Source organism: Streptomyces collinus (assembly GCF_031348265.1).
Taxonomy (GTDB): Bacteria; Actinomycetota; Actinomycetes; order Streptomycetales; family Streptomycetaceae; genus Streptomyces; species Streptomyces collinus.
Genome location: NZ_CP133771.1, coordinates 7,000,588 through 7,017,879, shown reverse-complemented (window position 1 = coordinate 7,017,879; position 17,292 = coordinate 7,000,588). Strand labels below are relative to the sequence as shown.

The following is a 17,292-nucleotide window of genomic DNA, read 5'->3' as shown; positions in this document are numbered from 1 at the left end:
CCGTGGATGAGTGCGTCGGCGTGGATGCCGCGGCGAGGCCGGCTGGTCGGCCCGGACCTGCTCGGTGCGACACCAGAAGCTTCAGCGGTCACACCGGGCGGACGCAACAGCCCGCAGGCGATCCGGCACGGTGGAACCATCCCAGCCCGTCTGACGTGCAGGTACATGGGGTGCCTGGGATGCCGTTCCGGGCCGGGGCCGAGCAAGAGGACGGGGGAACGGTGTCGGCACAGGACGACGTCGACGAGGTCGGGGAGTTCGCGGCGCTGCTGAGAGGGCTGAAGGAGCGCACGGACCGCAGTTACGGTTCGCTGGCCCGGCGCCTGGCCATGAACACCTCGACCCTGCACCGCTACTGCGCGGGCGAGGCCGTCCCGCTCGACTTCGCGCCCGTGGAGCGCTTCGCCGCCCTGTGCGGGGCGTCCCCGGAGGAACGTCTGGAGCTGCACCGCCGCTGGCTCCTGGCGGTGGCGGCGCGGCAGCGGCCCCGCCCGGCGAGCCCGGCCGGCACGGCGGAGACGGACCCGGCCACGGGCGCCTCCCCGGCGGACACGGCTACGGACACCTCCCCGGCGGAGACGGATGCGGGCGCCGCCGCCGTGGACACGGCTACAGACACCTCCACAACGGACACGGATGCCGATGCCGCCACGGTGGACGGCCCTGCCGAAAGCCCCGCGGAAGCGGACCCGCTCCCCCGCCGCCCCTGGTACCGCCGCGGACGCGTCACGGTCGGACTGGCAGCCGCCTGCGCGTTGCTCGCGGTGTTCGGGAGCCTCGCCGCACTGCCGGATGGGCGGCGTGCGTCCGCCGACGGCCGTGCCCCGTCGGCAGGCCCGGCCACGTCTGGTACGGCCGGGTCAGAAGCCCCCGGCCGCGAGAGCGCGTCCCCCACCCCGAGCGGCAGCTCCCCCACCGTCGAGCCGCCCTCCCCCTCAGCCACTCCGAAGAAGAAGAGGAAGCCTTCTCCGCCCTCCTCGGCCCGCACCACCCCGCCCGCCGGCGCGGCCGGCCCCGCCGTCCCCCTCACCTGGTCGGCCGACTCCCAGGCCTGGAATCTCGGCTGCGGTCACGACTACGTCGTCGCCCGGCCGCCCGGGCAGGTGGCACCGCCGCCGGTCCCGCAGGACGCCGGAGTCTGGGCCGCCGCGCACAACGCGGTGCACGGCGGTGAGACGCTCGTTGAGCTGTCGGTGCAGGGGCGGACCGACACGGCGGTCGTGCTGAAGGCGCTGCGTGTGCGCGTGGTGGGACGTTCGGCACCCGCGCCGGGCAACGCCTACGCCATGAACCAGGGCTGCGGCGGTTCGATCACCCCGCGCTCCTTCGACGTGAACCTGGACAAGGACCGTCCCATCGCCCGCGCGGTCGCCGGCAGCGACGCGGGCACGCCGATCCCGGCGGTGCGCATGCCGTACCGGGTCTCCGCGCGGGACCCCGAGGTGCTGCTGGTCAACGCCAGGACCCAAGGCTGCGACTGCCGCTGGTACCTGGAGCTGGACTGGTCCTCCCAGGGCCGCACGGGCACGGTCCGCATCGACGACGCCGGCCGCCCGTTCCGGACCAGCGGCATCAAGGACCTGCCCCACTACACGTACGACACCTCCGCGCGTCGGTGGGCGCCCTACAGCTAGAGCCGAGGCACGTTGCGCAGGTTGGAGCGGGCCATCTGCAGCATCCGGCCGACCCCGCCGTCCAGCACGATCTTCGAGGCCGACAGGGCGAAGCCGGTCACCATCTCGGCCTTGATCTTCGGCGGGATGGACAGCGCGTTGGGATCGGTGACGACGTCGACGAGGGCCGGCCCCTTGTGCTTGAAGGCGTCCTTCAGCGCCCCGGCGAGGTCCTTGGGCTTCTCGACGCGCACCCCGTACGCACCGCAGGCGCGGGCGACGGCGGCGAAGTCGGGGTTCTTGTTGGCGGTGCCGTACGACGGGAGACCGGCGACCAGCATCTCCAGCTCGACCATGCCGAGCGAGGAGTTGTTGAACAGCACGACCTTCACGGGCAGGTCGTACTGCACCAGCGTCAGGAAGTCGCCCATCAGCATGGAGAAGCCGCCGTCGCCGGACATCGACACGACCTGCCGCTTGCGGTCGGTGAACTGTGCGCCGATCGCCATGGGCAGGGCGTTGGCCATCGAGCCGTGGGAGAAGGAACCGATGACGCGGCGGCGGCCGTTGGGTGAGATGTAGCGGGCGGCCCAGACGTTGCACATGCCGGTGTCGACGGTGAACACGGCGTCGTCGGAGGCCACTTCGTCGAGCACGGACGCCACGTACTCGGGGTGGACCGGCGTGTGCTTCTCGACCTTGCGCGTGTACGCCTTCACGACTCCTTCCAGCGCGTCGGCGTGCTTCTTCAGCATGCGGTCGAGGAAGCGGCGGTTCTTCTTCTCCTTCACCCGCGGGATCAGACAGCGCAGCGTCTCCCGTACGTCGCCCCACACCGCGAGGTCCAGCTTGGAGCGGCGGCCGAGGTGTTCGGGCCGGACGTCGACCTGGGCGATCTTCACGTCGTCGGGGAGGAAGGCGTTGTAGGGGAAGTCGGTGCCGAGCAGGATCAGCAGGTCGCACTCGTGGGTGGCTTCGTAGGCGGCGCCGTAGCCGAGCAGTCCGCTCATGCCGACGTCGTACGGGTTGTCGTACTGGATCCATTCCTTGCCGCGCAGGGCGTGCCCGACCGGGGACTTGATCTTCCCGGCGAACTCCATGACCTCGGCGTGCGCGCCGGCCGTGCCGCTGCCGCAGAAGAGGGTGACCTTGCCGGCGTCGTCGATCATCTCGACGAGCCGGTCGATCTCGGCGTCACCCGGGCGGACCGAGGGCCGGGAGGTGACGAGGGCGGTCTCGGCGGCCTTCTCCGGGGCGGGCAGGTCGGCGATGTCGCCGGGCAGGGTGACGACGCTGACGCCGCTGCGGCCGACGGCGTTCTGGATGGCGGTCTGCAGCAGCCGCGGCATCTGCTGCGGGCTGGAGATCATCTCGCTGTAGTGGCTGCACTCGGCGAACAGCCGGTCGGGGTGGGTCTCCTGGAAGTAGCCGAGGCCGATCTCGCTGGACGGGATGTGCGAGGCGAGGGCGAGGACCGGGGCCATGGAGCGGTGGGCGTCGTAGAGGCCGTTGATGAGGTGGAGGTTGCCGGGGCCGCAGGAACCGGCGCACGCGGCGAGCCCGCCGGTGATCTGTGCCTCGGCACTGGCGGCGAAGGCGGCGGTCTCCTCGTGCCGGACGTGGATCCAGTCGATGGCGGAATTGCGGCGGACGGCGTCGACGACCGGGTTGAGGCTGTCGCCGACGACGCCGTAGAGGCGTTTGACTCCGGCGCGGGTCAGGATGTCGACGAACTGTTCCGCGACGTTCTGTTTGGCCATGGTTCTCGTCTGCCCCTTCGGTCTCCTGGGATCCCTCCGGGTTCCATCAAGTCACACGGGCAGCGCTCACGCCTCCCACACCGCGGCGGCCGTACGGTCGTCTGCATAACCCTTGACCCGTACTTGGGAGTCGGCGAGGAACGCGGCGAGGCCGGGCGGTTCGGGGCGGGACCACCGCTCGGCGAGGTACTCGCCCAGTTCGGGCTCGCCGCGCAGGGGCTCGGCGAGGCCGCCGCTGCACATCAGGAGCGTGTCACCCGGGCGGGCGACGGAGGTCCGGAACCGGAACGGCTCGCGGGGCGGCTCCGGGGCCGGTTCGTACGGGCTGGGCGGGGTCGGGATGCCCAGGTCCATGGTGAGCCGGTCCCCCTCGGGCGTCTCGGAGGGCGGTGAGCCGAAGCCCAGGACGGGTTCGCCCTTGACGTCGGCGACCTGCGGCTCGATGTCCTGCCACTCGCCCTCCCGCAACCGGAACAACCCGCCCGGCCCGACTCCGAAGAACACCCGCGTACGGCACCCGGGGTCGGCGGACAGCAGCAGGCAGCGCAGGCTGGCCGCGTACTCACCGGGGTCGACGCCCTGCTCGGAGGCGCTGGCCCGGAGCTTGCCGAGGCTGCGGTCGGTGAGGCGGTGCAGCCCGGACTTCAGGTCGCCGCGGCGGCCGTCCCTTATGTCCTCCACGAGCCGTGCGTGGCTGCGGCCGACGGCCCGACCGATCCAGTGACAGGCCTCGGCGGCGGCCCGGTGCGCGCCCGGCGTCGCCCGGACCCCGGTCGCCATCGCCACGAGCAGCAGCGCGCGCTCCCCCGTGCCGAACCGGGCGGTGAGCAGCGCGTCCCGGCGGGGCTCGCCCCGGTACCGCGCGGAGTCCCCCCGCACGGAAACGGCCCGCAGCGTGCAGGCCCCGTAGCGGGCCCCGTCCAGCACGGTGTCCGCCACGAGGTCGTCGAGATCGTCCGGATCGGCCGCGGGCAGGGCGGTGGGTTCGGCGTCGTAGGTGGGCGGCCGGGTACCGACGTGGCCACGGGCCCGGGGGGTCTCCGCGGGGCGCTCGATCCGGTCGGCGGCAGGCGGGTCCGGCGGCTCGGGCGTCTGATCAGCCGGGTTCGACGGCTCGGAGCCGGGGCCGGGAGGCAGGGGCGGCGGCTGGTCGGCCGGAGGCGAGGACGCGGGCGGTGCGGCGGGGCGCGGCGGCACGGGTGGCCGGTCGGCCGGAGTCGGGTACGCGGCCTCCCCGAATCCGGTGGCGGGCGACGCGGCCCCGCCGGGCTCGGCGGCAGGGGCCGGAGGCGCGGGCTTGCCGGGTGGGTCCGCGGCCGTAGCCGGCCACGCCGGAGGGGCCGCGGGGGGCGGGGGAACCGGAGCCGGCCGTGAGCCGGGGATGCCCGGGGCGGGGGGCTGCCTGGGGCTTTCCGGCGGCGTACGAGGGCCGGCCGAGGGCGGGGGCGCGTCACCCGGCCACGCACCCGAGGGCCTGCCGGGGTCGCCGTCGGGAGGGCGCGCGTCCGGGGGCGCAGGTGGGACAGCCGAGGGCGAAGGCCCGCCATCTGCCACCGCGCCCGCAGGCCTGCCGGGGTCGGCAGCGCGCGGGTTCACGTCCGAAGGCGAACCCGGGCCGGCTGAGGACGAAGGCCCGCCCTCCGTACCCCCGCCGGAGAGCCCGCCGGAGTCGGGCACTCGCGGGCTCGCGGCGCCCGGGCGCACGTCCGAAGCCGAACGGAGGCCAGAAGAGGGCGAAGGCCCGCCGCCCGTACCCTCGCCCGCAGGCCTGCCGGAGTCGGCCGCGGATGGGCTCGTGGCCGGAGGCCTGCGGGGAGCGGTCGGTGGGGTTGTGTCGCCCGGGCGTCCTTCCATGGGGGCGTGGCCGGGGGGCTGCCCGGTCTGTCCGGGGGGTTTCGCCGCGGTCGGGAAGCTCGTGGGGCCGGGGGGCCGGGCCGGCGGCGGCTCCCACGGGGCGCGCTGCGGGGGTGGACCGTAGGGGCGGGGCGTGTCCGGTACGTCGTCGGCCCCGGTGCGGGGCGCCGGAACCGTCGGCTCCGCACCGAAGGGCCGTCCTGCCGGCCGGTCCGGGGGCCGGGTCCGCTCCTGCGCCCCGTCTCCCACGGCTCCCGACGCCGACGCGAACCGGTCGTCGAGGGAATCGCGGGCCGGTGTGGGGCCCGTGTCGTCGGTGGAGTCGTCGTACAACTCCCTCCACCAGTCGTCCTCGTGACCGGTGGGCCTTCCCCCCTGCTGACTCATGCCCTGATTGTCCACCGCACGAGCCGGATGAAAACGGGGCTTGTGGAAAAAACCGGCCCGTCGCGGGACGGTGAACGGCACGTCGAGTGAGCCGTAGAACGGTCATGCGAAAACGCGGGCCGGGCCGGCGGCGGGCGGCTGACCTGCGGGTCTGTGCCCCTGGCACGCTTCTGACCTGCGCGTTCTCGCGTGTTCCGGCAGGCTGGTCAGATGGGAGTGTGGGACCTCCTGCTGGTCGGGCTGGTCATCCTGCTCGGGCTGTGCGGAGTGCTGCTGCCCGCCATGCCGGGATCGTTGCTGGTGTGGGCCGCGGTCATGTGGTGGGCGCTGAAGGATCCGCAGCCCGTCGCCTGGTGGGTGCTGGTCGGGGCCACGGTGCTACTGCTCGTCTCCCAGGGCGTCCGCTGGTCGTTGCCGCCCCGGCGGCTGCGGATGAACGCCACCACCCGCCGCATGCTGGCCTGCGCCGGAGCCGGTTCCCTGCTCGGATTCGTCCTGGTCCCCGTACTGGGCGCGATCCCGGGATTCCTGGCCGGTGTCTACCTCTTCGAACGGGTCCGTCTCGGCCGTCACGCGGACGCGGTCGCCGCCCTGCGCACGGTCATGCGCGCGGGCGGCTCCGGCATCCTGGCCGAACTGTTCACCTGCCAGCTGATCGCGGCGGCCTGGGTGGGCGCGGTCTTCTGGGGCTGAGCCCCCTGGCCCTGGGCCGTGTCCTACCCGGGCAGCACACCCTCGTGCGTCAGCAGCCGCACCTTGCGGTCCAGACCCCCCGCGTAGCCGGTCAGCGTGCCGTCCGCCCCGATCACCCGGTGGCACGGGCGGACCACCAGCAGCGGATTCGCGCCGATCGCACCGCCGACGGCCCGCACCGCCGCCCGTGGCGCTCCGATGTGCGCGGCGATCTCGCCGTAGGTCGCGGTCGAGCCGTAGGGGATGCCGTCCAGCGCGGCCCAGACCTTCTCGCGGAAGGCGGTGCCCTCGGTCCGCCAGGCCAGGCGGAACTCCTTCAGTTCCCCGGCGAAGTAGGCGGCGAGCTGCTCCTCGGCCTCCCGGAAGGGCCCGGGGTCGCGCCGCCAGTCGTCCCGCACCTCGTGTCCGCCCTTCTGGCCGGGCACGGACAGGGAGGTCAGCTCGCCGGTCGGGGCGGCCGTGAGGAGCAGCGGCCCGAGCGGGCCGGTCACACTCGTCCAGTAGGTCGGGCCGGTCATCACAACTCCCACTCCCCTGCTGCGCGCAGGTGGTTCACGGCGTACGAGCGCCAGGGGCGCCAGTGGTCGGGGACGTCACGGCCGGGCGGGGCCACGTCCGGGTCGCCGAGGGCTCGGGTGCGGATCTCGGCCACCGTACGGGCGTCCAGGCCGGGCACGGCACGCAGGGCGTCCCGCGCGCCGTCCCGGTCGGCGCCCGGGTCGAGCCGTACGGCGTGGTCGGCGAGGGCGGCGGTGAGCGCGCCGAGGGGGCCGCCGGGTTCGGCCCCGGCGAGGACGGCGGGCTCGGGGAAGAGGTGGGTGAGGCTGCCGCAGGGGGCGTCGAGGGCCTTGCCGTAGCGGCGTACGAGCCGTTCCGCCTCCGTGCGGCCGGTCAGCGCGCGCACCGCGAGTTCCTGCGGGTCGGCGGTGCCCGGTGAGCGCAGCCCGGGCCGGGCACGGACCAGGGGCGCGAGCCGCGGGTCGGCGGCGAGGCGCTCGTCGACGGCGTAGGGGTCGGCGTCGAGGTCGAACAGCCGCCGCAGCCGCTGGACGGCGGTGGTGAGGTCGCGCGGGTCGGTGAGGTGCAGCCGGGCGTCGAGCCAGCCGCCCGGGTGGGCGCCGGATGCGGTCCGGGCGGTGCCCGGGCGTTCGCCGACGGCGACGATGCCGGTGCCGTACGGGAGGCGGAGGGTGCGCCGGTAGGTGCGGGTGCCGGGCGGGCCGCTCACGTCCTCGATGCCGGGTACGGCCTCGCGCGCCAGCAGGTCGAAGACGAATCCGGCCTGGTAGGGGCCGCGGTGGGCGAGCCGGAGCGGGATGCCGGCGTTCGGGGTGGCCGCGCGGCGGCCCCGGCCGGCCTTGGGCGCGGCGGCGCGCAGCTCGCTCGGGGTCGACGCGTACACCGCACGGATCGTGTCGTTGAACTGCCGCACGCTGGCGAAGCCCGACGCGAACGCGATCTCGGTGATCGGCAGCTCGGTGGTCTGCACCAGGACGCGTGCGGTGTGGGCCCGCTGGGCCCGGGCGAGGGCGACGGGCCCGGCACCGAGTTCGGCGGTGAGCTGCCGCTGCACCTGCCGTGCGCTGTAGCCGAGGCGTCCGGCGAGCCCGGCGACGCCTTCCCGGTCGACCACGCCGTCGGCGATCAGCCGCACGGCCCGGCCCACCACGTCCGCCCGGACGTTCCACTCGGCGGAGCCGGGCACGGCGTCCGGGCGGCACCGCCGGCAGGCCCGGAAACCCGAGCCCTGCGCGGCGGCTGCCGTGGCGAAGAACCGTACGTTGGCCCGCTTCGGGGTGACCGCGGGGCAGCTCGGCCGGCAGTAGATGCCGGTCGTTTCGACGGCGAAGAAGAACACGCCGTCGAAACGGGCGTCACGGCCGCGTACGGCCTCGTACCTGGTGTCCTCGTCCGTTCCCTGGTCCATCACCCGTCCAGTCTCCGCCGTCGGCCGGGCGGCCGCTGGCGGAAATCGGACACCGCGATCGGACCGGAGGCCGGGCGCTGGGGACGGGGAGCGGTCAGGAACGCCAGTGTGCTCCCCGCTTGGCCTCCATCGCGGCCTTGCCCATCGCCCCCTTCCGCTTCCAGTCCTTGCGGATCTCGGCCCGGAGGCGGGCGTCGGTCTTGGCGACGATGCGCTGGTTCTCCCGCTGGAGCTTGCGGTAGCTCTGCAGCCGCCGCTCCGGCAGCTCACCGGTGTCGATGGCGGCCAGCACGGCGCATCCCGGCTCGGCCTCGTGGGCGCAGTCGTGGAAGCGGCAGCGCTCGGCCAGCGCCGTGATCTCGGAGAACACCTGACCGACGCCGGTCTCGGCGTCCCACAGGCCGACGCCGCGCAGGCCGGGGGTGTCGATGAGGACTCCGCCGCCCGGCAGTGCGAGCAGGTTGCGGGTGGTCGTGGTGTGGCGGCCCTTGCCGTCGACGTCCCGGTTGGCCTGGACGTCCATGACGTCCTCGCCGAGCAGCGCGTTGGCGAGGGTCGACTTGCCGGCGCCGGACTGCCCGAGCAGCACGGACGTCCCCCCGCCGACGATCGCGGCGAGGGTGTCGAGCCCTCCCCCGTCGCCGAGACAGCTGACGGGCACGACCGCCACGCCGGGCGCGGTCGTCTCCACGTCCTGGACGAGGTACGAGAGGGTCACCGGGTCCGGCACGAGGTCGGCCTTGGTGAGGACGACGACGGGCTGGGCCCCGGATTCCCAGGCGAGCGCGAGGAAGCGCTCGATGCGGCCGAGGTCCAGCTCGACCGCGAGGGACACGGCGATGACGGCGTGGTCGACGTTGGCCGCGAGGATCTGCCCCTCGGACCGCTGGGAGGAGGTGGAGCGGACGAAGGCGGTGCGCCGCGGCAGGCAGGTGCGCACGTAGCGCGGGTTGCCGCCGGGTTCGACGGCGACCCAGTCGCCGGTGCAGACGACGCGCAGGGGGTCGTGCGGGGTGACGAACGCGGTGTCGGCGCGCAGCGGCCCGTCGGCGGTGACGACGTCGCACTGCCCGCGGTCGACCCGGACGACCCTGCCGGGCAGCAGGCCTTCGGCCTCGTAGGGGGCGAACTCGGCCTCCCAGCCCGCGTCCCAGCCGTACGGCTCGAGCGGATGCGAGGTGGACGAGGACGAACCCGGGAGAGAAGAGAAAGACAAGGGGTGACCCTTCACAAGGGTGGCCCCGGCACCGCGCTCGAAGGCGCTGAGGGTAAGAGGTCAGCCGGAGGCCACGGAGGTGGACTTGATGAACTTCCGGATGCGGGCAGCGCCCATCTCAGAGACAGCCATCGATCACACCTCCTGCTCGTCACACAGCCGACGGCGGCAGCCACAGGCCGCCGCGCGATGCGCACCCACCATAGAGGCCTACGCCCGTCGGGCGCCACGGAATTAAGCCCGCCCTCGCGGGGCGCCGGGGAGGCCTGCCGTGCCCGTCGCGCACGACGCGCACCTGGTGGCCGGACGTGGTGCACTGGAATGACGGGAGGTGCAGCATGTCAGGTCGCGCAGGCAAAACCCGCAACATCATTCTCGTGTGGCTGGTCTGGCCGCTGATCACTCTGGGCATCTACCACTTGGTCTGGTACTACAAAGTGAACCGCGAGGCCCGGGAATTCGATTCGCGGATCGAGGTCAATCCGGCACTGGCCGTGCTGGCCGTCACCGTCGGCTGGCTGGTGCTCGTGCCGCCCTTCGTGTCGGTCTACAACACCGGTGTGCGGATCGCCCGGATGCAGCAGTCGGCCGGGATACAGCGGAGCTGCAATCCCTGGATCGGCCTCATCCTCTTCATCGTGGTCGTGTTGTTCCCGCTCTACTACCAGCATGAGCTGAACCAGATCTGGGACCGGTACCAGGGCGCGGAAGAGGGCGAGCAGGTGCCGCTCGCCGTCTGACGCGAGGTGTCAGCCGCTCTTCGAGCAGGCGTGGCCGTTCAGCTCGAAGTCGTACGGCGGTGAGTTCTTGCCCCGCCAGGAGGAGATGAAGCCGAAGGCCAGGTCGCCGCCCGCGGGGACCGACTTGTTGTAGTCGGCGGCGGTGGCGGTGACGCGGGAGCCGTCCTGGGAGACGGATGCGTCCCAGATCTGGCCGACCCGCTGGCCGTCCCGGAAGGACCAGGCGACGCGCCAGGAGTCGAGGGACTCGGCGCTGGTGACGGTGACGGTGGCCTGGAAACCGTCGGGCCACTGGTTGACCAGGTCGTACTCGACCCGGCAGACGGGGTCCGCGCTCTCGCCGGGTTCGGTCCGGGCGGTGGGCGAGGAGGTGCCCTGCGGTTCGGTGTGGCGGTTCTTTCCCTCCGGCTTGCCGGACTTCTCCGGCTTCTTCGTGCCCTGGGTGGTCCGCTCGGCCGGCTTCGAGGTCGCGGGCGGCAGGGACGGGGCGGACGGCAGCGGCGGCGCGGGGTCGGCCACCGGCTGGCGGTCGGCGCCACCGGGCGCGCCGAGGTCGTCGCCTCCGGAGCCGAAGGGCATCAGCGAGACGCCGAGGGCCAGCACGGAGACCAGGACCGCGGCGACGAGGAGGCTGTTGCGGGCGACGCGCGCCTTCTGCTCCCCGTCCTCGGGCGCTCCGGCCGCCTTGTCCGCGGAGCCGGGGCGGCCGGCGCCGAGCCGCACCTCGGCGGCCCGGCGGCGGCGCTCCAGGTAGGCGAGGCCGCCCCAGCCGATCACGCCGCCGGCCAGCGCCTGGGGCAGGGCTCCGCCGTGCAGGCGCAGGCAGGCGGCGGCCTCGGCGCACTGCACGCAGGTGGCCAGGTGCCGGGAGAGGTCGCCGGGGGTCTCGGCGGCGGAGGAGCGGGTGACGGCGTCCAGCAGCCGGGCGTAGCTGCGGCACCGGGCGTCCATCGGCGTGTCGAGGTGGTTGCGGTGGCAGCGGTCCCGGAACAGGGTGCGCACCTGCTGGAGTTCCTCGGCGGCGCCGGCCGGGTCGAGGCCCAGGCGGCCGGCGACCAGGGGCAGCGGCAGCGCCTCCACCTCGGTGAACCACAGCAGTTCGGCGTCCGCCTGCTGGAGGTCGCGCAGACCGCGCAGCGCGAGCGGGCGCTGCAGGGGCGGGCCGGTGTAGCGGGCGGCCTTGTCCGAGTTGAGCCACAGGCGCAGGTCGGGGTCGAGCTTGTGGCCCTGCCCCTCCTCCTCCCAGGCCGCGGCGGTGGTGCGTACGGAGGTCAGCAGCAGGGGTATGCGGGGCAGCCGGGCCGGGCGGCGGCCGGTGCCGCGGACCGGGCCGGTGTCGGCGGCGCGGGCCTCGCGGATGCCGTGTGCGAACGCCTCACGGCCCAGCTGGGCGGCGGCCGTGGAACCGGACGTGCACAGATCCGCGTACGCGAGGACCGCGTCCCAGCACTCGGAGAACAGCGCGGCCTCGGAGGCGTCCTGAGGGGTAGGCAGGTCGGGCATGAGTCTCCTGCATCCACAGGCGAGGTCAACTCACCACATCGGCATTGGAGTTGGGGGGAACCTCGCGGCAGTGCAAGAGCTTTTCACGCCTCCCACACAACTGACAAGCGCCCTGTTCAGATATCAGGACAGGGCGGCCGCACCCCCACGGCTCCGGCCTCCCGGTGCTGTACGGATACGTCCGCCCTGTGACTCAACGTCCCGCCGCCCGAGGCGAGGACGTCATCGAACCGTTATCAAACGGCGGTGGGTTCGTCGGCCGGCAGGCTGTCCATGAAGGAGCTGACGGAGAAGACCGCGTTGCCGGCGCCGGGCGGGCCGTAGCCGGGGGGCGAGGAGAGGCCGAAGTCCTCCATGGTCTGCCGGTAGGCCTGGAGCAGGCGGATGTGGTACTCCAGCGGCGCGCCCTGCGGGTTGGCCTTGCCGAGCGGCGTCGTGGGCTCCGGGCACCAGGTGGTGAAGCGGGGCGTGATGCCGTGCGACATGAAGAAGCGCAGGCCCTCGGTGGTGGACGCGATGGCCTCGTCGACGGTCGTGAACCCGGAGGGCGCCGCCATCTCCACGCCGGCCACGAAGTTGGGGATGACGTTGCGGGCGCCGAAGATCTCGGCCGAGTCGAGGATGCGCTTGTGCCACTCGTCGCGGCCGACGTAGCGCTCCTTGCCCGGGCAGTACAGCTCGAACAGGCGGCGGTCCCACACCTCGTAGTTGGGGTGGTAGATCTGCACGCCGTAGTCCTTGAAGCGCTGCACGTCGTCCTTGGGCAGCGCCTGCGCGACGACCTTGCCGATCCAGCGGCCCGGGAAGTGCTCCTCGATGGCCTTGGCGTACATGCCGTAGAAGTCGGCCTCGTCGCGGCCCTGCAGCTTGGAGGTGATGGCGCCGCCGGTGAGCGTGTACGCGGTCGACGCCTTCGCGGTGTCGTACCGGTTGATGATCTCCAGCGCCTCCAGGACCTCGTCGACGTCCTTCACGCCCGTGTACGGCCGCCCGGCCGCCTTGTGCTGGCGCCAGTTGTGGTTGATGTCGCAGTACTGGCACTCCTCCTTGGCGCCGAAGTACTGGCAGACCCGGAAGACGGTCAGGTAGATCAGGTAGCCCCACTGGATGGTCGGGGCGACCTCCATGACCGACTTCCCACTGGCGAGGGTGTGCCGGTAGTACTCGGGCATCGGCGGCACGCCGACGTCGGAGATCCGCTTGCCGTCGAGGTAGAGGCCGAGCACGCCGTCCTCGTTCGCCGCGACGCGGTAGGGCGAGGACGGGTTCACCCGCACCGAGACGACGGTGCGGCGCAGGTCGTACGGGCCGCCGGTGAGGATGATCTCCTCCGGCGGGCGGCGCAACGCGGCCTCGCCCAGCTCGGGCAGGGTGCCGTGGTCGAAGGAGAAGATGAAGTACGACTTCGGCTTGACCTCTCCGCCCTCGTTGTCGCTGAGTGCGGACGGGTCGAAGGCGACGCCGCCGCGGAGCAGGTCCTCCTTGAAGACGGCCTCCCGCGGCACGTGCGGGAACCGCTCCATCAGATCCTCGACCAGCGCGGTACGGCTGCCCATCCCGACTCTCCTCCCGGTTCGGACGTACGACTCCTCACGGTATGCCCATCGGTGTACGCGGCCGGTACCGGGTCCCCCCGAGCCGATGGAATGCCCCGTTCGAGGCGGTTTGGCGGGGGTGCGTGGGTCAGGCTTCGCGTTCCAGCGCCGACCAGTCGACCGCGTACGCCGGCTCCTCCCCGGCCAGCAAACGTTCCGCCTCCTCGGCGACCGTCAGGCCGAGCCGGGCCAGCTCGTTGCCCTGGGAGCCCGCGAGGTGCGGGGTGACGAAGGCGCCGGGCAGGTCGTAGAGGGGCGAGTCGGCGGGGAGCGGCTCGGGGTCGGTGACGTCGAGGATCGCGGTCAGGCGCCCGGTGCGCAGCTCCGCCACGAGGGCGTCGTGGTCGACGAGTGCGCCACGCGCGGTGTTGATCAGCACCGCCCCGTCGGGCATCAGGGCCAGCTCGCGGCGGCCGATCATGCGGTGGGTCTCGGGCGTCTCGGGGGCGTGGACGGTGACGATGCCGGACGTGCGCAGCAGCTCGTCCAGGGGCAGCAGGGGGACGCCGAGCGCCGCGGCCCGGCGTTCGTCGACGTACGGGTCGCTGAGGACGGGCCGCAGGTCGAAGGGGCGGAGCAGTTCGAGGACGCGGCGGCCGATGCGGGAGGCGCCGATGACGCCGACCCGGCGGCCGTAGTTGCCGATGCCGGGGATGACGCCCCAGCCGGCACAGGCGCGGGTGGTCCGCATCCGGTCGCGGGCGGCGAGGACGTCCTTCCCGGCGAGCAGGATCATGGCGAGGGTGTACTCGGCGACCGGCAGCGCGTTGGCGACGGCCGCCGAGGAGACGGCGACGCCGCGCTCGCTGAGGGCGTGGGTGGCGAAGGACTTCACGGATCCGGCCGAGTGCAGCACCGCCCGCAGCCGGGGAGCGGCGTCGAGGACCCTCTCGTCGAGCCGGGGGCACCCCCAGCCGGTCACCAGGATCTCGGTCCGGGCCAGCGCGCCGAGGACGCGCGGGTCGGTGAAGTCCTCGGCCACGAGGTCCGGTTCGATGTCCACGGACGTGCGCAGCCGCGCCAGCACCTCGGGCGGGAAGACCTGCGGCACGTTCTCGGCGGCCATGGCGAACAGTGCCTGGGGGCGCTGGCTCAAGGAGGTGACCTTCCGGCTCGGCGGACACGGGAGAAGCGGACACGGAATGGCGGACGCGGAGAAGCTGGCACGGCGAAGCGGACGCGGAGAAGCCGGCACGGCGAAGCGGATGCGGAGAAGCGGATCCGGCAGAAACCGCTCTCTACGGTGCCCCACCGTAGGCCGAGCCGGGCGGCGACGGCAATGGACACCGGGGCCGGGGTAGGTTCCGGCGGGGGCTTCCCGGTCCCCGCTGCCTCGGGGAAGGACGACGTGGATGAACGAGACCGTGACCAACTGGGCGGGCAACATCACCTACGCGGCCAAGGAACTGCACCGGCCCGGCTCGCTCGCCGCGCTGCGCGCGCTCGTCGGGGACAGCGACCGGGTGCGGGTGCTGGGCAGCGGGCACTCGTTCAACGAGATCGCCGAACCGGGCCCCGAGGGCGTCCTGCTGTCGCTGGCCGGCCTGCCCCCGGAGGTGGACGTCGACACCGCGGCGCGGACGGTCCGGGTCGGCGGCGGTGTGCGCTACGCGGAACTGGCCCGCGAGGTGCACGGGCAGGGACTCGCGCTGCACAACATGGCGTCCCTGCCGCACATCTCGGTGGCCGGGTCGGTCGCGACCGGCACGCACGGCTCGGGGGTGCTCAACGGACCGCTGTCGGTGTCCGTGCGCGAGCTGGAGCTGGTCACGGCCGACGGCTCGGCGCTGACCATGGGCCGGGACGAGGAGCGGTTCGGCGGCGCCGTCACGTCGCTCGGCGCGCTCGGGGTCGTCACCGCGCTCACCCTGGACCTGGAGCCGGCCTACGAGGTCGAACAGCATGTGTTCACCGAACTGCCGCTGGAAGGACTGGACTCCGGGGCGTTCGAGACGGTGATGGCGACGGGGTACAGCGTCAGCCTGTTCACCGACTGGCGGGAGCCGGGCTTCCGGCAGGTGTGGCTCAAGCGGCGCACCGACCAGCCGCTGCCCGCCTTCCCCTGGGCCGCTGCCGCCGGGGAGAAGATGCACCCGGTGCCGGGCATGCCCGCGGTCAACTGCACCGAGCAGTTCGGCGTGCCGGGGCCGTGGCACCAGCGGCTGCCGCACTTCCGGGCGGAGTTCGTCCCGAGCAGCGGGGCGGAGCTGCAGTCGGAGTACCTGCTGCCGCGCGGGCACGCGGTGGCAATGCTGCACGCGCTCGACGCGATCCGGGAGACCGTCGCCCCCGTCCTGCAGACCTGCGAGGTGCGTACGGTCGCCGGCGACGACCAGTGGCTGAGTCCCTCCTACGGGCGCGACACCGTCGCGGTGCACTTCACGTGGGTCGAGGACGCACAGGCCGTGCTGCCGGTGGCCCGGCGGGTCGAAGAGGCGCTGGAGCCCTTCGAGGCGCGGCCGCACTGGGGGAAGGTGTTCACGGTGCCCGCGCCCGTCCTGCGCGGGCTGTATCCCCGGCTGGGTGACTTCCGGGGGCTGGCTCTGGAGCTGGACCCGGAGGGGAAGTTCGCCAACGCCTTCGTGCGGGAGGTGCTGGCCCCGGCGTAGGGGCCGTCGGCGCGGGGCGGGCCGCCGGGAGGTCAGGTCGTGGCGTGCGACTGGCCGCCCGGCGCGCGGTCGGCCTCGGCCTGGACGAGCAGGGAGAGCAGCGAGGCCACGGTCAGACCCGCCTCGGCCGGGTGGCGCAGTACCTTGCCGGGGTCGATCCGGTACGTGTTGCTGCGCCCCTCCCGGGTGTGGGAGAGGTATCCGTCCTGCTCCAGGTCGGCGATGATCTTCTGCACCGCCCGCTCGGTGAGCCGGCAGTGGGCCGCGATGTCCCGGATACGAACACTGTGATCGTCGGCAATGGTGGCCAGCACGCGGGCGTGGTTCGTGAGGAACGTCCATCCGCTGTGTGGCTCGGGCACTCCATCCATGCCCCAACTCTAGCGACCGAACATTCATGCACCCAAAAACACGTACTTCGTTTCATGTATCGGTTGACGTGTGTGGGGTAGAGACGCAACGCTGGAAACGGAGGCAAGGCGGAAGAGCGAGGGAGAACAGGGCCATGCCGGAGCCTGCGTACTCTGCGCGGTCTCACACGCGGAAGGGCGCCGTTCCCGCGGCGGGCGACAGCGCACCGGCGGCGATCCCGCCCTGCATGGCGACCATGGACGTCGTCCCGGACGGCGACCGCATGACCGTGTCGATGTGGGGTGAACTCGACCTGGGCAGCCGGCGCTTGCTGCCCGAGCTGTACGACATGCTCACCCTGTCGGGCGGGGGCCTCGACCTGCGTCTGGACGCCGTCGGGTTCTGCGACTGCTCCGGCCTCAACGCGCTGCTCGATCTACGCACCCGCGCGGTCGACCAGGGCAAGACGGTCACCATCCGGTCCTGCGGCGTCGCGGTCGAGCGCCTTCTCGACCTGACCGGCACGCGGGGGCTGTTCACGGCCTCCGCCCGGCCGGAGCCCCCCGCGCCCCCGGGCCCGCCCGACACCGGCCCCCCGGAGGAGAGCAGCCAGGAACTCCGCGCCGAAGTCGCCCAGCTGCGCCGCGCCATGCAGACCCGGCCCGCCATCGACCTGGCCCGCGGCATCCTGATGGCCTCCTTCAACCTGACCCCCGAGGCGGCCTGGAGCGTGCTGGTCAGGACCTCGCAGAACACCAACACCAAGCTGCACCACCTGGCCCAGGACCTGGTGGGCACCGTGAGCGGCAGCACCCTGCCGGAGCAGGTGCAGCGACAGCTGTCCGCCGCGGTCGCCGGCGCGAACCGCCCGGGCGGGGTGGCCGCCTGCCCGACGGGCGGCCTCGTCGAGGACCGGGACCGGCCCACCGGTGGGCCGGCGCACCCGGCCTGAGGCATCATGAGCAGGCCATGCCCGGCCACCCCCGCTCCTCCCCGGGCGAGCACTTTATAAAGCCCCTTTCCAAACCCCTTGTCGAAAGTCCC

Annotated in this window: 14 protein-coding genes; 5 read left to right on the top strand and 9 right to left on the bottom strand. The window is 73.2% G+C overall.

What is annotated here, in order from left to right; translation table 11 throughout:
• Positions 1-221 precede the first annotated feature (221 nt).
• On the top strand, positions 222-1,634 hold the full coding sequence (locus tag RFN52_RS31770) for a transcriptional regulator (protein WP_311241093.1): 1,413 nt from the start codon (positions 222-224) through the stop codon (positions 1,632-1,634).
• Here RFN52_RS31770 and RFN52_RS31765 read toward each other — a convergent pair.
• Together RFN52_RS31765 and RFN52_RS31760 are read right to left on the bottom strand one after the other, a co-directional pair.
• On the bottom strand, positions 1,631-3,373 hold the full coding sequence (locus RFN52_RS31765; protein WP_184851368.1) for a pyruvate dehydrogenase: 1,743 nt from the start codon (positions 3,371-3,373) through the stop codon (positions 1,631-1,633). The genes RFN52_RS31770 and RFN52_RS31765 overlap by 4 nt on opposite strands.
• 66 nt (positions 3,374-3,439) lie before the next feature.
• Positions 3,440-4,969, bottom strand: coding sequence for a protein phosphatase 2C domain-containing protein (locus RFN52_RS31760; RefSeq protein WP_445082012.1), 1,530 nt, complete (start codon positions 4,967-4,969; stop codon positions 3,440-3,442).
• Between the two features lie 855 nt (positions 4,970-5,824).
• On the opposite strand from RFN52_RS31760, the gene RFN52_RS31755 reads away from it, so the two are divergent.
• Positions 5,825-6,307, top strand: coding sequence for a DUF456 domain-containing protein (locus RFN52_RS31755; RefSeq protein WP_184851364.1), 483 nt, complete (start codon positions 5,825-5,827; stop codon positions 6,305-6,307).
• A gap of 23 nt (positions 6,308-6,330) precedes the next feature.
• On the opposite strand, the gene RFN52_RS31750 is transcribed toward RFN52_RS31755, so the two are convergent.
• The 3 genes from RFN52_RS31750 to rsgA all read right to left on the bottom strand — a co-directional run bounded on the left by RFN52_RS31750 (position 6,331) and on the right by rsgA (position 9,450).
• On the bottom strand, positions 6,331-6,825 hold the full coding sequence (locus tag RFN52_RS31750; protein ID WP_184851362.1) for a methylated-DNA--[protein]-cysteine S-methyltransferase: 495 nt from the start codon (positions 6,823-6,825) through the stop codon (positions 6,331-6,333).
• Entirely contained in the window at positions 6,825-8,234 is a 1,410-nt protein-coding gene (locus RFN52_RS31745) for a DNA-3-methyladenine glycosylase 2 family protein (protein ID WP_184851360.1), read from the bottom strand. The genes RFN52_RS31750 and RFN52_RS31745 overlap by 1 nt, the downstream gene beginning before the upstream one ends.
• Before the next feature lie 94 nt (positions 8,235-8,328).
• On the bottom strand, positions 8,329-9,450 hold the full coding sequence (gene rsgA / locus RFN52_RS31740; protein ID WP_184851358.1) for a ribosome small subunit-dependent GTPase A: 1,122 nt from the start codon (positions 9,448-9,450) through the stop codon (positions 8,329-8,331).
• Between the two features lie 338 nt (positions 9,451-9,788).
• Here rsgA and RFN52_RS31735 point away from each other — a divergent pair, with 338 nt between their 5' ends.
• Positions 9,789-10,190: a DUF4234 domain-containing protein gene (locus RFN52_RS31735; protein WP_184851356.1), complete on the top strand. Its 402-nt coding sequence runs from the start codon at positions 9,789-9,791 to the stop codon at positions 10,188-10,190.
• Positions 10,191-10,199: 9 nt separating this feature from the next.
• Here RFN52_RS31735 and RFN52_RS31730 read toward each other — a convergent pair whose 3' ends face one another.
• The 3 genes from RFN52_RS31730 to RFN52_RS31720 all read right to left on the bottom strand — a co-directional run bounded on the left by RFN52_RS31730 (position 10,200) and on the right by RFN52_RS31720 (position 14,384).
• The gene (locus RFN52_RS31730; protein WP_184851354.1) at positions 10,200-11,693 is read right to left on the bottom strand and encodes a cellulose-binding domain-containing protein; all 1,494 of its coding nucleotides are present in this window, start codon (positions 11,691-11,693) and stop codon (positions 10,200-10,202) included.
• Between the two features lie 236 nt (positions 11,694-11,929).
• Complete coding sequence (locus tag RFN52_RS31725) at positions 11,930-13,249, bottom strand: radical SAM protein (RefSeq protein ID WP_184851352.1); 1,320 nt, start codon at positions 13,247-13,249, stop codon at positions 11,930-11,932.
• Positions 13,250-13,376: 127 nt separating this feature from the next.
• Positions 13,377-14,384, bottom strand: coding sequence for a hydroxyacid dehydrogenase (locus tag RFN52_RS31720; RefSeq protein ID WP_184851350.1), 1,008 nt, complete (start codon positions 14,382-14,384; stop codon positions 13,377-13,379).
• Positions 14,385-14,640: 256 nt separating this feature from the next.
• On the opposite strand from RFN52_RS31720, the gene RFN52_RS31715 reads away from it, so the two are divergent.
• Positions 14,641-15,897 carry a D-arabinono-1,4-lactone oxidase gene (locus RFN52_RS31715; RefSeq protein ID WP_184851348.1) on the top strand — a complete coding sequence of 419 codons (1,257 nt, stop codon included), beginning with the start codon at positions 14,641-14,643 and terminating at the stop codon, positions 15,895-15,897.
• Positions 15,898-15,929: 32 nt separating this feature from the next.
• On the opposite strand, the gene RFN52_RS31710 is transcribed toward RFN52_RS31715, so the two are convergent.
• Positions 15,930-16,268 carry a helix-turn-helix transcriptional regulator gene (locus RFN52_RS31710; protein WP_184851346.1) on the bottom strand — a complete coding sequence of 113 codons (339 nt, stop codon included), beginning with the start codon at positions 16,266-16,268 and terminating at the stop codon, positions 15,930-15,932.
• Positions 16,269-16,495: 227 nt separating this feature from the next.
• On the opposite strand from RFN52_RS31710, the gene RFN52_RS31705 reads away from it, so the two are divergent.
• A complete protein-coding gene (locus RFN52_RS31705) occupies positions 16,496-17,200 on the top strand; it encodes an ANTAR domain-containing protein (protein WP_311241092.1) in 705 nt (234 codons plus the stop codon).
• The last annotated feature ends 92 nt before the right edge of the window (positions 17,201-17,292 follow it).

Bases quoted from the DNA above. Each gene is read 5' to 3' on its own strand.
- RFN52_RS31715 (WP_184851348.1), top strand. From the start codon at position 14,641: ATGAACGAGACCGTGACCAACTGGGCGGGCAACATCACCTACGCGGCC.
- RFN52_RS31710 (WP_184851346.1), bottom strand. From the start codon at position 16,268: ATGGATGGAGTGCCCGAGCCACACAGCGGATGGACGTTCCTCACGAAC.
- RFN52_RS31755 (WP_184851364.1), top strand. From the start codon at position 5,825: ATGGGAGTGTGGGACCTCCTGCTGGTCGGGCTGGTCATCCTGCTCGGG.
- RFN52_RS31735 (WP_184851356.1), top strand. From the start codon at position 9,789: ATGTCAGGTCGCGCAGGCAAAACCCGCAACATCATTCTCGTGTGGCTG.
- RFN52_RS31750 (WP_184851362.1), bottom strand. From the start codon at position 6,825: ATGACCGGCCCGACCTACTGGACGAGTGTGACCGGCCCGCTCGGGCCG.
- RFN52_RS31705 (WP_311241092.1), top strand. From the start codon at position 16,496: ATGGCGACCATGGACGTCGTCCCGGACGGCGACCGCATGACCGTGTCG.
- RFN52_RS31730 (WP_184851354.1), bottom strand. From the start codon at position 11,693: ATGCCCGACCTGCCTACCCCTCAGGACGCCTCCGAGGCCGCGCTGTTC.
- RFN52_RS31765 (WP_184851368.1), bottom strand. From the start codon at position 3,373: ATGGCCAAACAGAACGTCGCGGAACAGTTCGTCGACATCCTGACCCGC.
- RFN52_RS31745 (WP_184851360.1), bottom strand. From the start codon at position 8,234: ATGGACCAGGGAACGGACGAGGACACCAGGTACGAGGCCGTACGCGGC.
- RFN52_RS31725 (WP_184851352.1), bottom strand. From the start codon at position 13,249: ATGGGCAGCCGTACCGCGCTGGTCGAGGATCTGATGGAGCGGTTCCCG.